Annotated in this window: 13 protein-coding genes; 4 read left to right on the forward strand and 9 right to left on the reverse strand. The window is 66.9% G+C overall.

Translation table 11 applies throughout. From position 1 onward, the window contains the following. The first annotated feature begins 175 nt into the window (after window positions 1–175). Window positions 176–2,014, forward strand: coding sequence for a hypothetical protein (locus tag ACSQ3M_RS05595; RefSeq protein ID WP_436149056.1), 1,839 nt, complete (start codon window positions 176–178; stop codon window positions 2,012–2,014). A gap of 106 nt (window positions 2,015–2,120) precedes the next feature. Beyond that, on the forward strand, window positions 2,121–2,729 hold the full coding sequence (locus ACSQ3M_RS05600) for a CatB-related O-acetyltransferase (protein ID WP_436149296.1): 609 nt from the start codon (window positions 2,121–2,123) through the stop codon (window positions 2,727–2,729). On the opposite strand, the gene ACSQ3M_RS05605 is transcribed toward ACSQ3M_RS05600, so the two are convergent. The 5 genes from ACSQ3M_RS05605 to aspS are packed head-to-tail and all read right to left on the reverse strand — an operon-like array spanning window position 2,701 to window position 7,158. Then, window positions 2,701–3,759 (reverse strand): acyltransferase family protein, encoded by a 1,059-nt coding sequence (locus tag ACSQ3M_RS05605; RefSeq protein WP_436149057.1) that lies wholly within the window; start codon window positions 3,757–3,759, stop codon window positions 2,701–2,703. The genes ACSQ3M_RS05600 and ACSQ3M_RS05605 overlap by 29 nt on opposite strands. Next, entirely contained in the window at window positions 3,756–4,652 is an 897-nt protein-coding gene (locus ACSQ3M_RS05610) for a glycosyltransferase (RefSeq protein WP_436149058.1), read from the reverse strand. Before ACSQ3M_RS05610 ends, ACSQ3M_RS05605 begins: the two co-directional genes overlap by 4 nt. A gap of 43 nt (window positions 4,653–4,695) precedes the next feature. Continuing rightward, a complete protein-coding gene (locus ACSQ3M_RS05615) occupies window positions 4,696–4,995 on the reverse strand; it encodes a hypothetical protein (RefSeq protein ID WP_436149059.1) in 300 nt (99 codons plus the stop codon). Between the two features lie 6 nt (window positions 4,996–5,001). Then, window positions 5,002–5,373: a hypothetical protein gene (locus ACSQ3M_RS05620; RefSeq protein ID WP_436149060.1), complete on the reverse strand. Its 372-nt coding sequence runs from the start codon at window positions 5,371–5,373 to the stop codon at window positions 5,002–5,004. 6 nt (window positions 5,374–5,379) lie between these two features. Further along, entirely contained in the window at window positions 5,380–7,158 is a 1,779-nt protein-coding gene (gene aspS / locus ACSQ3M_RS05625) for an aspartate--tRNA ligase (protein WP_436149297.1), read from the reverse strand. Between the two features lie 142 nt (window positions 7,159–7,300). On the opposite strand from aspS, the gene rnd reads away from it, so the two are divergent. Continuing rightward, complete coding sequence (gene rnd / locus ACSQ3M_RS05630) at window positions 7,301–8,440, forward strand: ribonuclease D (RefSeq protein WP_436149061.1); 1,140 nt, start codon at window positions 7,301–7,303, stop codon at window positions 8,438–8,440. Between the two features lie 55 nt (window positions 8,441–8,495). Continuing rightward, entirely contained in the window at window positions 8,496–9,272 is a 777-nt protein-coding gene (locus tag ACSQ3M_RS05635) for a hypothetical protein (RefSeq protein WP_436149062.1), read from the forward strand. 16 nt (window positions 9,273–9,288) lie between these two features. Here the strand turns inward: ACSQ3M_RS05635 and ACSQ3M_RS05640 are convergent, their stop codons facing one another. From ACSQ3M_RS05640 to ACSQ3M_RS05655, 4 genes are all read right to left on the reverse strand, one after another. Then, the gene (locus ACSQ3M_RS05640; protein ID WP_436149063.1) at window positions 9,289–10,152 is read right to left on the reverse strand and encodes an NAD(P)H-binding protein; all 864 of its coding nucleotides are present in this window, start codon (window positions 10,150–10,152) and stop codon (window positions 9,289–9,291) included. A 186-nt stretch (window positions 10,153–10,338) separates the two neighbouring features. After that, window positions 10,339–11,901: an exopolyphosphatase gene (gene ppx, locus ACSQ3M_RS05645; protein WP_436149064.1), complete on the reverse strand. Its 1,563-nt coding sequence runs from the start codon at window positions 11,899–11,901 to the stop codon at window positions 10,339–10,341. Beyond that, window positions 11,837–14,053: an RNA degradosome polyphosphate kinase gene (locus ACSQ3M_RS05650; protein ID WP_436149065.1), complete on the reverse strand. Its 2,217-nt coding sequence runs from the start codon at window positions 14,051–14,053 to the stop codon at window positions 11,837–11,839. Before ACSQ3M_RS05650 ends, ppx begins: the two co-directional genes overlap by 65 nt. 145 nt (window positions 14,054–14,198) lie before the next feature. Then, window positions 14,199–14,885 (reverse strand): TetR/AcrR family transcriptional regulator, encoded by a 687-nt coding sequence (locus tag ACSQ3M_RS05655; protein WP_436149066.1) that lies wholly within the window; start codon window positions 14,883–14,885, stop codon window positions 14,199–14,201. Between the last annotated feature and the right edge of the window lie 116 nt (window positions 14,886–15,001).

Consider the following 15,001-nt stretch of genomic DNA (forward strand, 5'->3'; position numbering starts at 1 on the left):
CAACTCGCGGCTGCGCCATCTTTCTTTCGTCATCGCCTTGCGGCAGGGTCGCTGCCGACTTCCTGCCGAAGACGGATGGGCTGCTGTGCCCGCGAATCCGTCTCTGGCGCTGCCAATCGGGGCTCGGCCCCAGCTACGCGCCCGCGGGCCTCGACGCATGCTTCAGGAGACCACCATGACGATTTCGCCCGGCCGCCGCCTTGCCAGCTATCGGCCGCTGTCCGCGACAGCATTGCTGCTTGTCCTCCTGGCCAGTCCCGCCTCAGCTGCCGATCTCCAGCTCGACAACATCAAGCTCGATCTCGGCAAGTTCGTGCTCTCGATCCCGAAGCTCGAGGTGAAGGGCACCTCGCTCGACCGCGACGGCTTCCTCGCCATCTTCCAGGGCAGCGGCGACAGCGCGATCGCCAGGCTCGGCAAGCTCGATGCCAGCGAGATCAACGCGCCGACGCTGGTGATGGAGCAGAATTTCGGCCCGCAGAAGCAGGTCACGACCTATCGCAACATCAAGTTTGCCGACATTCGCGAAGGCCGGATCGGGCGTGGCGAATCGAGCGACGGCACAATCAAGGTCGAGGGTGGCAGCACCGGCCCGATCAACGGCGAGATCAAGCGCACCAGCTTCGAGACGCTCGACCTGATGCAGATCGCGCGCGTCTTCGCCGAGAAGGCCAAGCCCGGCGAAACGGCGCCGCTGCTGCCGGTCCTCGGCAAGCTCGAGCAGGACGGCTACTCGCTCGACCTCGGCGAACAGGGCAAGATGACGGCCGGCAAGGCCTCGCTGCATGGCTTCAAGGCGCGTGTCGCCTCCGAGCCGATGGGCGAGCTGATGACGCGCATCGCCGTGCTGAGCGAGGAATCGGAGAAAGCCTCGCGCGATCTCAACAGCAAGGAAGACCCGGCGATCAGCGAGGCGCGTAGCCGCAAGCTGCTGCTCGCCATGGCCGAGATCGTCGACGCCGTCGACTATGGCAGCGGCGAACTCCGCGACCTCGTGATGGCGCTGAAGACACCGCCAAAGCCCGGCGCTAAGGCCGAGCCCGTCGATATGCGCATCGCGCGCATGGCCTTTGGCGCGGCCACGCCGGAAAAGTCCGGCGTGGTGATCGAGGGGCTGCAGTTCGAGGGCAGCGGAGCCAAGGGGACGATCGCCTCGCTCGGCTATTCCGGCTTCTCGTTCGAGAGCGTGGTGCGTGAGGTCAAGGCGCTCGGCGATGCCGCCGTCGACCTCAAGACGCTCGACCTCCGCCGCTTCATCCCGAAACTCGGCACGGTCAAGATGAATGGCGTGCAGATGAGCGTGCCGCAGGACGGCAAGCGCGGTCGCCCGGCTGGTGCGCCGATTCAGGTCGGCCTCGGCAGCTTCGAGCTCAAGGCCGGCGAACAGGTCAACGGCATTCCAACCGACATGGCGCTGACGCTCGACAAGATCACCTTCCCGATCGTCGAGAGCGCCGACAACCCCGCCGCCAAGGACCTGCTGGCGATGGGCTACCGCAACATCGACCTCTCGGCGAAGCTTGCGCTTGCCTGGCAGGAGGCGAGCAAGGAGTTCGCCATCCGCACGCTCTCGCTCGGCGGGGTCGGCATGGCCAGACTCGATGCCACCGGCATGCTCGGCAATGTCGGCAAGGAGGTCTTCTCCGGCGATCTCGCCTTGGCCCAGGTGGCGCTGCTCGGCGCGACCGCCAAGAATGTCGAGCTCAAGCTGCAGAATCTCGGCCTCGCCGAGAAGCTGATCGAGAACGAGGCGAAGAAGTCGAAGCGCAAGGTCGAGGACGTGCGCCGCGAATACGGCATGATGGCGAGCCTCGGCCTCGCTGCCATCCTCGGCCCCTCGGACGGCGCCAAGGTGCTGGCGAATGCGATCGCCCGCTTCGTCGCCAAGCCCGGCACGCTGACCGTCAAGGCGAACGCCAAGACCGCGAGCGGGCTCGGCCTCGCCGACGTCATCACGCTCGGCGACCCGACCGAGATCTTCGACAAGATCGACGTCCAGGCCACCGCCGAGTGAGGCGGACGGCTTGACCCCGCACGACCTCTCCAGCCCGGACGCCGATTGGCGCCCGGGCACGGTTGCGATCTGGTGGGCCGGCCTGCCCGCGGGCCCGCGCAGCTTCCTGCGTCGCTGGGTCAACCCCGACAACCAGACGCGCATCCATCTCGCCAAGCTGCTGGCGCGCCGGCCAGGGCAGATCACGATCGGCGCCTTCACCTATGGCCGGCCCAAGGTCCGGTTTCCGGAGAGCGGGGCGCGGCTTTCGATCGGCCGCTACGGCTCGATCGCCGACGGTGTCGAGATCTTTCTCGGTGGCAATCATCGCACCGACTGGGCGACGACCTATCCCTTCCCCGCCCTGCCCGGCCTGTGGCCGGCGGCCCGCGAGATGAGCGGCCATGACGCGACGCGCGGCGATGTCGCCATCGGCCATGATGTCTGGCTCGGCTCGCAGGCGATGATCATGTCGGGGGTAACGATCGGCCATGGCGCCGTCGTCGCCGCACGGGCCGTGGTGACCCGCGATGTGCCGCCCTATGCGATCGTCGCCGGCAACCCGGCCAGGGTGGTGCGGCTGCGCCTGCCTGAAGCACAGGTCGAGACATTGCTGGCGAGCCGCTGGTGGGATCTGCCGCCGGAAAAGGTTTCGCAGCTGCTGCCGCTGCTGATGTCAGAGCGCGTCGACGAGCTTGCGGCGGCGATCAGGCAGGCTTCAGCAGGCGGCGCTTGAGCCTAAGCGCCGGCTTTTCGACCAGGTACCAGGACAATGCTGCGACGAGCAGCGTCACCACGAGCGACGGCCCGAACAGCGTCAACGCCCCGACCGTTGGAAAGACCGCGACGAAGGCTTGCTGCACCGGCCAGCCATAGAGATAGACGCCATAGGACAGGTCGGCGGGCGGCTCGCTGCGCCAGCGGGTCAGCGACGGCGCCAGCGCCAGCACCAGAACGCCCCAGGCGGTGACGAGATAGAGCAGCGCCTTGTAGGCCGGCGTACCCTGGGCAAGCGCCACGACCAGGAGCGCGACGACAAGGCCGGGCAGCGACAGCGGCACGCGCTCGCGCCAGAGATAGACGAGCCCGCCGGTCAGGAAGATCAGCGGCAGGCGCAGCGCCGTCTCAAGGCCTTTCGACCCGTCCGGCGCGAGAATCTCGCGCAGCACCGTCGCGACGACGAGTACCGCCCAGAGACCGAGCACGATCCGGCGATGGGCCAGCAGGCCGACGAGCCCGATGACCAGAACGCCGAGATAGCACAGGGTCTCGTATTTCAGGGTCCAGACCGTCCCCATCGGGAACGTCAGCGGGTTGTCCGAGAAGACGCCCGGAAGCGGCGCCGAGCTCTTGAAGCTGGTCAGCGTGGCGTAGATGAAGCGCCAGAGCTGCGGGTCGGTGAGATAGGCGCGCAATTCGAGCTTGGTCAGCGCGCTGCCGAGCAGCAGCGAGACGACGAGCGTCGCCGCGATCAGCCCGGGCGCGATGCGCAGGGTGCGGGCTACGAGATAGTCGCGCCAGCCGCGCTGCTCATAGCTCATCGTCACCAGGAAACCGGAGATGGCGAAGAAGCCGTTGACCGCGTGCTCGCCGAGCGTGAAGCCGGTCGAATGGGCCAGCAACTCGTCCTCGACCTTGCCGGTGGTGACGCTGAGGCCATGCGAGACCACGACGGCGAGCGCCAGCAACAGACGCAGCAGGCCGAAATGATTGTGCGGCAGGATGAGCCCATCGGCGGCGCTGGCGGCACGCAAGAAACCCGTCACGCGATGACCTCCGCCTCGTTCAGCCCCTGCCGGGCGAGCGCGCTGTGGCCGGCGCGGGCGGCGAGCGCACCGGCGACCGAGCCGGCATGCGCGTACATCTTGTCCTGATTCAAGAGCAGGCCGTAACCGATTGCCTTGGCTGCATTTTCGATGGTCTTGCCCAGACCGGGCACAGGCAGGCCCCACTTGCGCGCCATGTGATATTCCGACCAGGCGAGGTGCCAGCGCGCGGTGAAGCGCCGCTGCCGCGACGGCGCACTGGAACGGCCGCGGCCATGGTGGGCGCTGGCGCCATCGACATGGACCAGCGCGTGCCCGGCCTCGCGCAGGCGCCGGCAGAGATCGTCGTCCTCGTAGAACAGGAAGATCGCCGGATCGAAGCCGCCGAGCGCCAGGAAGACCTCGCGCCGCAGCAGCAGGCAGGCCCCCGACAGGAACGGCAGGCAGGCATCGCCCTCGGGCAATGTGATTCGGGCAGCCCGATTGAGATGATCAGGCGAGAGCAGCGAGCGCGGCTGCAGGAAGACACGGCCGGAAGGCTCGATGAGGCGCGGCGCAAAGGCGGCCGCATCCGGATAAGCCTCCGCCGCCGCCAGCAGGGCCGAAACCGCGCCCGACTGCAGTTCCAGATCGGGGTTGACGATCAGGACGAAGGGCGTCGCCGCCGCGCGCGCGCCACGGTTGTTGGCGCGGCCATAGCCTTCGTTGCAGGCGTTGCGCAGGACCTGCGCGCCGTGCTGCGCCGCGACCTCGGCCGAGGCATCGTCGCTGGCATTGTCGACGACTATGGCCGCGACGCCCTCTCCCGCCAGCGCGGCGAGGCAGGACGGCAACACCTCAGCGCTGTCGAAACTGACGACGATGGCGGTGACGTCGGCGGCGGAAAAGCTCATGGCCCGCATCTGCGCGGGATGAGCGGCGCGAGGCAAGAGGCGATCAGCGCCGAGCCCCCAGACGCAGCTCCTGCTGAAGCCGTTCGCGCTCGGTCGCATCGCAGCGACGCGGCGCATTGTAGGATTTCACCGCATAGCTCGCATTAGCGGCGACGAAGCGGCCGCGTTGCTCGGCCGGCAGCCGCGCGATGATGCGGCTGCGGTCGACGCTCAGCCCGCAATCATAGGCACGCGAGACCTGGACTGCCGTGAACTCGGGCGTGCCGGGCATCGGCCCGGCCATCGTGCAGCCGGCAAGACTCAAGGCCGCGAGTGCGGCGAGGCCGGGCTTGGACGCAGTCATGGACGGTCAGAGCGCCTCGAAGCGGCCAGCACGGACATCTTTCATCTTGCCCCGCAACGTCGCTCGCTCCTCGGCCGTGCAGGGTTCCGGACGGACATCCTGGTTGATCGTCTCGGCCTCGGAAACGCCGACATAGGCCGAACGGGCCGCTGCGAGCTGCTCGTCGCTCGCGCCGCGTGCCTTCTCGGCCGCGATGAAGCGGTCCAGCGTCGTGCGCTGGGGCGAACCGGCCCTGCAGGCGACGGCGCGCGAGACCGTCGTCGCCAGCGCAGAAGCGCGGCCCGCAGTGGAATCGGCATGACCGGCGACGCAGGCGCCAAGCGGCAGCGCGACGAGGCAGGCAAGCAGCAACGCTCGCCCGGCAGGCAGATAGGCCATGGTCGCTCAGGCGTCCTTCTCGGGCAGATTGATGCGCAGATTTGCCTCGCGCAGCTGCTTCGGGCTCGCCGGCGATGGCGCGCCCATCAGGAGGTCGACGGCCTGCTGGTTCATCGGGAACAGCGCGACCTCGCGCAGGTTGGTCGCACCGGCAAGCAGCATGATGATGCGGTCGACACCGGCGGCCATGCCGCCATGCGGCGGCGCGCCGTACTGGAAGGCCCGGTACATGCCGCCGAAGCGCTCGATCACCGTCTCCTCGCCATAGCCGGCGATCTCGAAGGCCTTCACCATCGCTTCCGGCTTGTGGTTGCGGATGCCGCCGGAGGCGAGCTCGTAGCCATTGCAGGCGATGTCGTACTGGAACGCCTTGATCGAAATCGGATCGTCCTCGAGCAGCGACTTGAGACCACCCTGCGGCATCGAGAACGGGTTGTGCGAGAAGTCGACCTTCTTCTCGTCCTCGTTGTATTCGAACATCGGGAAGTCGACGATCCAGGCGAAGGCGAAGGCGTTCTCGTCGATCAGCCCGAGCTCCGAGCCGACCTTGTTCCGCGCGCTGCCGGCGAACTTGTAGAACTTGTCCGGATCGCCGGCGACGAAGAAGCAGGCGTCTCCGCCCTTCAGCCCCATCTGGGCGACGATCGCGGCGACGCGCTCGGGACCGATGTTGTTGGCGATCGGCCCCTGCCCCTCGCCGTCTTCCTTGACCATCAGGTAGCCGAGGCCAGGTTGCCCCTCTCCCTGCGCCCAGGAGTTCATCCGGTCGCAGAAGGCGCGCGAGCCGCCGCCCGGCGCGGGGATCGCCCAGACGCGGTTCTTCTCGCCTTCGAGGATGCGGGCGAAGACCTTGAAGCCCGAGCCGCGGAACTGCTCGGAGACGTCCTGCATCTCGATCGGGTTGCGCAGATCGGGCTTGTCGGAGCCGTATTTGCGCAGCGCCTCGGCATAGGGGATGCGCGGCCAGTTGCGCGTGACCGACTTGCCCTCTCCGAACTCCTCGAAGACGCCGGCGATCACCGGCTCCATCGTGGCGAACACGTCTTCCTGCTCGACGAAGCTCATCTCGACGTCGAGCTGATAGAACTCGCCGGGCAGCCGGTCGGCGCGCGGATCCTCGTCGCGGAAGCAGGGCGCGATCTGGAAGTAGCGATCGAAGCCCGCCATCATCAGGAGCTGCTTGTACTGCTGCGGCGCCTGCGGCAGGGCGTAGAACTTGCCCGGATGCAGGCGGCTCGGCACCAGGAAGTCGCGCGCGCCCTCGGGCGAGGACGCCGTCAGGATCGGCGTCTGGAACTCGGAGAAGCCTGATGTCTTCATGCGCTGGCGCAGCGAGTCGATCACCTTGCCGCGCAGTACGATGTTGTTGTGCAGCTTCTCGCGGCGCAGGTCGAGGAAACGGTATTTGAGGCGCGTGTCCTCCGGATATTCGAGATCGCCGAAGACCGGCAGCGGCAGCTCGGCCGACGGCCCGAGCACTTCGATCGCCGTGGCGAAGACCTCGACCGCGCCGGTGGCGAGGTTGGCGTTCTCGGTGCCGGCGAGGCGCGGCTTGACCTTGCCGTCGATGCGGATGACCCATTCGGCGCGCGCCTTCTCGGCATCGGCGAAAGCGGGCGAATCCGGGTCGACCACGACCTGGGTCAGGCCGTAATGGTCGCGCAGATCGATGAACAGCACGCCGCCATGGTCGCGGATGCGATGGCACCAGCCGGACAGGCGCACGGAGGCGCCGATGTCGCTCTCGCGGAGCGCGCCGCAGGTGTGGGAACGGTAACGGTGCAAAGTCACGGGTTCAGCTTTCCGGGGCGTCCATGCGGCCGGTAGTGGGCACGCAAGCGATTTGGCGCCGTAACCACACGCGCGCGGCTCGCTTGTCAAGAACGCCCGCGACATGGCGCGCGCTGATCTGCTATGAGCGCCGGCCATGAACCTGATCAACACCACCGACGAGCTCGCCTCCGCCTGCTCCCGCCTCGCCGCGCACCCCTTCGTCACCGTCGACACGGAGTTCCTGCGCGAGACGACCTATTATCCGAAGCTCTGCCTGGTCCAGATGGCCTCGCCGGACGAGGCCGTGATGGTCGATCCGCTGGCTGAGGGTCTCGATCTTGCGCCGCTGATGGCGCTGATGACCGACCAGAACGTGGTCAAGGTCTTCCATGCCGCCCGGCAGGACCTCGAAATCGTCTGGATGCTCGGTCGCGTGCTGCCGACGCCGCTGTTCGATACCCAGGTCGCGGCGATGGTCTGCGGCTATGGCGACTCGGTCGGCTATGAGCAGCTCGTCAACGACCTGGCCAAGGCGCGCGTCGACAAATCCTCGCGCTTCACCGACTGGTCACGCCGCCCGCTCAGCGAGGCGCAACTGGTCTATGCCGAATCCGACGTCACCCATCTGCGCGACGTCTATCTGGCGCTGCAGGCCGACCTCGCCGCGAGCGGCCGCGAGAGCTGGGTCGCCGAGGAGATGGCGGTGCTCAACTCGCCGGGAACCTACGAGGTCAAGCCGGAGAACGCCTGGCAGCGGCTCAAAGGGCGCCTGCGCAAGCCGAAGGAGCTGGCGGTGCTGATGGAGCTCGCCGCCTGGCGCGAGCGTGAGGCCCAGCATCGCGACGTGCCGCGCCAGCGCGTGCTCAAGGACGATGCGCTGATGGATATCGTCCAGCGCGCCCCGCGCTCGGCCGAGGCGCTGGGCGAGTTGCGCTCCGTGCCGAACGGCTTCGAGCGCTCGCGCTCCGGCGGCGAGGTGCTGGCGGCGGTCGAACGCGCTCTGGCGCTCGATCCGCACAGCCTGCCCCGGCTCGAGCGCGAGCGCGGCCGGCCGAGCAACGGCGCCGTGCTCGACCTGCTCAAGGTGCTGCTCAAGGCGACCGCCGACACCGAACGCGTCGCGCCGAAGATCATCGCCTCCAGCGACGACCTCGAGGAGATTGCCAGCAACGACGAGGCCGACGTGCCGGCACTGAAGGGCTGGCGCCGCGAGCTTTTCGGCGAGAAGGCGCTGGCGCTGAAGAACGGCTCGCTGTCGCTGAGAATCGTGCGCGGGCGGGTCACGGTCGGCTAAGGCTGCCATGAGGTCTGCTGCTGTCGTCTGAGCGCTGACAGATTCCGGGGGCGACGTGTTCATCCTGTTCCATCAACTGCCACTGGCGGCGATGTTCCTCGCCGTGCTGGTGCTCAGCATCGCGGCCTGCTGGATTCTGATCGGCCTCGTCCGCTTCGCTATCCCGCGCCTCGGCTACCGGCTGGACGAGCCGCTGCCGATCCGTGATTCCATCATCAACACCTGCGGGGGGCTGTTCGCCCTGATCGTCGCCTTCTCCGCCGCCGGCATCTGGAACGATGCCGTTTCGGCCCGTACCGCAGTCCAGCGCGAGGCTGATGCGGTGGAGACCGCGCTAACTCTCGCGGTGGTGTTGCCCGAGGACACACGATCCGCGCTGACGAACGGGCTGCAGACCTATCTGCGCGAGGTCGTCGCAGTCGATTGGCCGGCCATGGCCAAAAGCACGCCGCTCAGTGACGTAATCTTCGATAAATCGGAAAAGCACCTGCTCGGCGCGATCCATCTAGTGTCCCGACAGAATGAGGTGGCGGCCTATGCGCCGCTGCTCAACCAGCTTCTGGAGATTCGTCATGCCCGGCTGGCGCGGCTGGCCGCCTCCGTAGCGGGCATCACCTGGGCGCAATGGTGCGCCATGTGGCTGATCTCGACGGCGACGATGCTCTCGATCATCATCTGCAACAGCCATGCTTTCCGCATGCAGATCGTGGCCGCACATCTCTATGTGGTGGTGGTCTCGGCCGCCTATTTCGTCATCCTGGCGCATGATCGCCCGTTCATCGGCCGGATATCGATCCAGCCGACCGCGTTTCAAGGCCTGATGCATCGATAAGAGGCCAAGAGGCAGGCTACGCCTCCGTCGCGGACGTCGCGCGACGGAGGAAGTCTTGGAAGCTCTCCGGCCCGCGGCCCGTAAGGACAGCAAAGTCGTCAGAGACCCGGCTGTAGCGACCTTCGGCGATCGAAGCGCACAGGGTGGAGAAGGCGCAAGGCCAGGGATCGTCAAATTGCGCCGATGCCAACGCCTGGTATTCGTCGATGGAGCAGGGACGATAGCCGACCTGCCTCGCGACCGTTTCGCCATAAGAGGCGGTGATCTCGCCGAAATCCAGCGCCAGATCTCCCGTGACCGTATGGATTTTGGGAGATTTGTCAGAGTCGGCTGCGACCATCGCAATGGCGGCCGCCACATCGTCACGCGAGATCGGCGCGACCCGGCCGTCCCCTGCGGGCAGCGCCAGTTCTCCCGACGTTTGGCTTGAGAAAAGCCAATATTCGAGAATGAACTCACAATACAGGCCACATCTGAGGATGGTCGAAGGCACGCTGCAAGCCGCAAGGCGGCGCTCCGCGTCGCGATATACAGGCGCGAAGTAGAACGGCGACCGACCATCGACATCGACGATGCTGGTGAAAATAATATGCCTTGCGCCGGCCGCAGCAGCCGCCTCGATGGCGTTGGCGTGATGACGCATGACCGCGCTCGCGTCGCCGTCGCTCGATATGAGGACAACCTCATCGATGCCCGCGAAAGCCCTCTTCAGGGCAGAGGCATCCTCGTAATCGGCAACGCGCAGGGCGATTTCGGATGGCAGGCATTCGGCGGCAATTTGGCGGCCCCGGACCATAGCGACGACATCGTGGCCGAGTGACGCCAGCCTGCCGACGACCGCGCGCCCGACATGGCCCGTGGCTCCCGTGACGAGGATCACCATACCGCTCCACGGTCCCGCTTGGCGAGGTCTCTCAGGCTCTCCTGACTATGTCGCATCGCTCGACGCACAGCCGCTGCCGTGGTGGCGCTCCCCCGGTGCACCTGGCCCACAGCGCTCCCTTCCGTTCCCGACAAGACTGCACCGTCGAATGACGGGATCAAACACCTAGAGCGGGTCTGCCGCTCAGCGGATATCGATCTCGCGTCCGAGCAGCTTCGCGAGCTGCTTCAGCCGCCCCGTGACGCGCTCGCTCGCCAGCGATTTCAGATCGTCCGGCAGGCGCAGGACGAGGCGGCTGTCGACGCATGTCAGCGGCGCCCGCGACAGGATGCCGGGCATACCGGCGGAGATCAGGTAGGCGACCCGGAAAGCCGCGGCGAGGATATGGATGCGCTCGAGCAGGCGCGTGGTCAGCAGCCGCCGCAGCCCCTCGACCGCGGGCGCCGAGGCCTTCAGGCCCGCATAGCGATAGAACGCCGCCAGCGCGAGGAAGGCGCGGCCGGCATGGTCGACGCCGCTGAACGAGGCATGGGCGATGACGTTGAGCGTCTGCTCGCCGCGATAGTCGGGATGAGCGCGCCAGCCGATATCGGACAGCAGGCAGGCGGCGAGTTGGAGCCGCTGCAGCGCCGGATCGTCATGCGGATAGGCGCCGGCGACGAGCTGATTGGTCCAGGCGATCAGATCTTCGGCGTGACGCGGATCGCGGGCGCGCAGCCGGTTGTAATCCTCGGCCCCGCGCAGCAGCGCATCGGCAGAGCGCTCGCCCTTGTCGAGCTGCTCGTGCAGCAGGCCTTCGCGCACGCCGTTGGCCGAGATCACCACATTGCGGGGGCGTCCGCGCTTGATGATCTGGTCGAGCACCAGCGCGCCATAGGCGAGCAGCGGGCGCCGGGCGGAGGACACGGCCTCGATCGCTTCGAGCATCGAGGCGTCGGCACGCTCGACCAGGCGGACGAAGTCGCTCGCCTCGCGCGCCGGCACGATATAGCCGTGCATGACGTTGAGCGGATAGCCCGACTGGCGCTGATGCAGGGTCGCGAGCGCGCGCCAGGTGCCGCCGACGGCGTAGAAATCGCGGCCACGCATGGCCGCCAGCTGCGGGTGATGGTCGAGATCGTCGCGGACGATCTTCTCGGCCGCCTTCATCGAGTTCCCGGAGCGGTCGATCAGCGCGAGGCCACCGAGCGGCAGGCTGATCCCGGCCCCGACCTTATCGCCATCCACCGAGATGAGCTCAAGCGAACCGCCGCCGAGATCGCCGACGACGCCATGCGGCTGGTCGAAGCCGGAGATCACGCCGAGCGCCGAGAGATAGGCCTCGCGGTCGCCTGAGATCAGCTCGATCGGCTGGCCGACCGCCGCTTCGGCGCGCTTAATGAAGTCAGGACCATTCGAGGCATAGCGGGCCGCTGCCGTGGCGATGACCCGCAACTGTCCGACATGCATCGCTTCGCACAGGATGCGGAAGCGCACGAGCGCCGACAAAGCCTTGTCGATCGCGTCCGCCGCCAGCATGCCGGTCGACGCGACCTGCCGAGCGAGCCCCGCCATCTCCTTCTCGTTGAAGACCTGCGCGGGAGCCCGCGACAGGTTCTCGTAAACGACGAGACGGACCGAGTTCGAGCCGATGTCGATGATCGCGACGGTGTCGCCGACGCTCAGCCGGCCCGGCGCCCGCTCAGGCCTTCTTGCTGGCGCGGCGGGAGAGGCTGCGCGGGCTCGAACTCGAGAGAGATTTTCCACGACCAGACAGACTCGGATTCGTCATAAAATACTTGTGGGCGTTGAACGACTCTTCGGCCGACGGCGGGACAATGCGTCGCGAGCCGCCGTCGGGCAAGATGGTCCAGCTCTGTTCGTTGTCGAGAAAGTTCGCCAGCATGATCTGCTCGAGCATCTGCTGGTGGACCGTCGCGTTCAGAATCGGCGTCAGCGCCTCGACGCGGCGGTCGAGATTGCGCGGCATCAGGTCGGCCGAGGAGATGTAGAGCTTGGCCTTGGCCGAGGGCATGCCATGGCCGGCGCCGAAGGCATAGACGCGGGTGTGCTCGAGGAAACGCCCGACGATCGACTTGACGCGGATGTTGTCGGAGAGGCCCGGCACGCCCGGCCTGAGGCAACAGATGCCCCGGACCACGAAATCGATCTGCACGCCGGCCTGGCTCGCGTCGTAGAGCGCGTCGATGATCTCGGGATCGACCAGCGAGTTGCACTTGCCCCAGATCGCGCCCTTGCGGCCCGCCTTCGCATGCGCGACCTCCTCGGCGATGTCGTCGAGCAGGCGCTTCTTCAGGTTGACCGGCGAGACGGCCATGCGTTCCAGCTCGGCAGGCTCGGCATAGCCGGTGATGAAGTTGAAGATCCGCGCGACGTCCTGAGCCATCACCGGGTCGGCGGTGAAGAAGGAGACGTCGGTATAGATGCGCGCGGTGATCGGGTGGTAGTTGCCGGTGGCGATATGGCAATAGGTCGCGAACTGGCCGGCCTCGCGGCGCACCACCATCGAGAGCTTGGCGTGGGTCTTGAGCTCGATGAAGCCGTAGACGACCTGGACGCCGGCGCGCTCCAGATCCTTGGCCCAGCGGATGTTGGCTTCCTCGTCGAAGCGGGCCTTGAGCTCGACCAGCGCGGTCACCGACTTGCCGGCCTCGGCGGCCTCGGCCAGCGCCTGGACGATCGGCGAGTTCGACGAGGTGCGGTAGAGCGTCTGCTTGATCGCGACGACATTGGGATCGCGCGCCGCCTGCTGCAGGAACTGCACGACGACGTCGAAGCTTTCATAGGGGTGGTGGACGATCAGGTCCTTCTGGCGGATGGCGGCGAAGCAGTCGCCGCCATGCTCGCGGATGCGCTCGGGAAATCGGGCGTTGTAAGGCTTGAACTTCAGGTCCGGCCGGTCGACGCCGACGAGCTGCGAGAGTTCGTTCAGGCCGATCATGCCCTCGACGACGACGATCTCGTCGGGGTCGACCTTGAGTTCGCGGATGATCATGCTGCGCAGATGCGCCGGCATGTCGGAATGGAGCTCAAGCCGAATGACGACGCCGCGGCGGCGCTGCTTCAGCATGGTCTCGAAGACGCGGACCAGATCCTCCGCCTCCTCCTCGATGTCGAGATCGGAGTCGCGGATGATGCGGAAGGAGCCGGTGCCCTTGACCTCGTAGCCGGGGAAGAGCTTACCGATGAAGAGCGCGACCAGATCCTCCAGCATGATGAAGCGCTGGATGCCCTCGCGGGCAAGATCGGGCAATTCGATGAAGCGGTCGATCTTCACCGGGACGCGGATCAGCGCGTCGAGCGCGCGCCCGTCGCTGATGCGCTCGAGCGCCAGCGCGATGGTGAAGCCGAGATTCGGAATGAAGGGGAACGGGTGGGCCGGGTCGATCGCCAGCGGCGTCAGCACCGGGAAGACATAGTGCAGGAAGCGATCTTCCAGCCAGATGCGGTCCTGTGCGCCGATATCGGCCGGCCGCAGCAGCACGATCCGATTCGCTTCCAGATCGTGCTTGAGCTCGGTCCAGCGGGTCTGCTGGTCGCCGGTCAGGGCGGCAACGCCCTCGCCCAACGCGGCAAGCTGCTCGGCCGGGCTCAACCCGTCCTGGCTCGGTGTCACCACGCCGGCTTTGAGCTGCTCGCGCAGGCCGGAGACGCGGACCATGAAGAACTCGTCGAGATTGTTCGCCGAAATCGAGAGGAAGCGCAGCTGCTCGAGCAGCGGATGATTGCGGTTGGAGGCCTCCTCCATCACCCGCCGATTGAACTGCAGCCAGGACAGTTCCCGGTTCATGAAGCGCTTCGGTGACTGCCGAAGCTCCTCATCGATCTGCAGGACCGCTGCTGTCGGAGCCGGGGCCGCAGCCGCCTGGACCGGCGCTTCCGCCACATCTTGGGTCATTCGCTTCGCTCTCGCTGTCGATGCCGCTCGTGTCACTGCCGGTCCTGTAGCTGTGTTCTGTGTCGTTTTGCTTGCAGCCGCTGCGACCGCCTTCGCCTTGAAGCCACCGTAGCGTGACGGTTCGATGACAGGCGAGGCCGAAACGTCATGAACGGTCCGGGTCTCCGGCCGCCGGGACCTTCAGCAGGCCGGCGAGGAAGAGATCGAGCGATCGCTCCATCATCCTCTCGACCTCGGCCTCCGCGACGCCCCAGCTCGGAAACTGACCATCGATCAGCATGCGTGCCAGGCCATAGACCAACGCGCGCCCGGTGATCTGGATCAGCTGCGGGTCATCGATGCGCAGGAGCCCGCGCTGAGCCGCCTCCTCGAGCAGCGTCACCATCTGCGCCTGGATTTCGGCGTTGTCCGCTCCCAGCGACGCCGACCCGGCGAAGTCGATCGCGCGGCGCGAGGAGATGATCTCGAAATGCGTCGGATTGCGCCGGGCCCAGTCCAGGAAAGCCGTGCCGATCGCGCGGATACGCCGGATCGGATCGTCGCTGACCTCGCGCCCCAGCGCTGCGGCGATCTCGGCCCGGAAGCGCGCCATCGCCTCCTCAGCCACCGCCGTCATCAACGCGACCTTGTCAGGAAAGTGCCGGAATGGCGCGGCGGGTGAGACACCAGCGCGGCGCGCTACCTCCCGAATGCTGACAGCTTCGAGTCCGGCCTCGGCGGCCAGCGCGAGCGCCTGCGCGATCAGAGCCTCGCGCAGATTGCCGTGATGATAGGCCGAAGCGCTCACCGCGGCCTTGCCCGCTCCCACCCGATTCGCCTTCGTCGTGCTCATCGCAGCGAGCCTAGACCAGTTTCCCGCCACGCAGCAGCCGAGCAGAGGCGTCACTCTAACTCATCACGATTATGTAATCGCCGATTACATCCATTGTCGCGCCGCCGCCGATATGT

It is taken from the genome of Allobosea sp. LjRoot90, from assembly GCF_964254315.1.
Taxonomy (GTDB): domain Bacteria; phylum Pseudomonadota; class Alphaproteobacteria; order Rhizobiales; family Beijerinckiaceae; genus Allobosea.

Bases quoted from the DNA above. Each gene is read 5' to 3' on its own strand.
- rnd (WP_436149061.1), top strand. From the start codon at position 7,301: ATGAACCTGATCAACACCACCGACGAGCTCGCCTCCGCCTGCTCCCGC.
- ACSQ3M_RS05615 (WP_436149059.1), bottom strand. From the start codon at position 4,995: ATGACTGCGTCCAAGCCCGGCCTCGCCGCACTCGCGGCCTTGAGTCTT.
- ACSQ3M_RS05610 (WP_436149058.1), bottom strand. From the start codon at position 4,652: ATGAGCTTTTCCGCCGCCGACGTCACCGCCATCGTCGTCAGTTTCGAC.
- ACSQ3M_RS05620 (WP_436149060.1), bottom strand. From the start codon at position 5,373: ATGGCCTATCTGCCTGCCGGGCGAGCGTTGCTGCTTGCCTGCCTCGTC.
- ACSQ3M_RS05650 (WP_436149065.1), bottom strand. From the start codon at position 14,053: ATGACCCAAGATGTGGCGGAAGCGCCGGTCCAGGCGGCTGCGGCCCCG.
- ACSQ3M_RS05655 (WP_436149066.1), bottom strand. From the start codon at position 14,885: ATGAGCACGACGAAGGCGAATCGGGTGGGAGCGGGCAAGGCCGCGGTG.
- ACSQ3M_RS05595 (WP_436149056.1), top strand. From the start codon at position 176: ATGACGATTTCGCCCGGCCGCCGCCTTGCCAGCTATCGGCCGCTGTCC.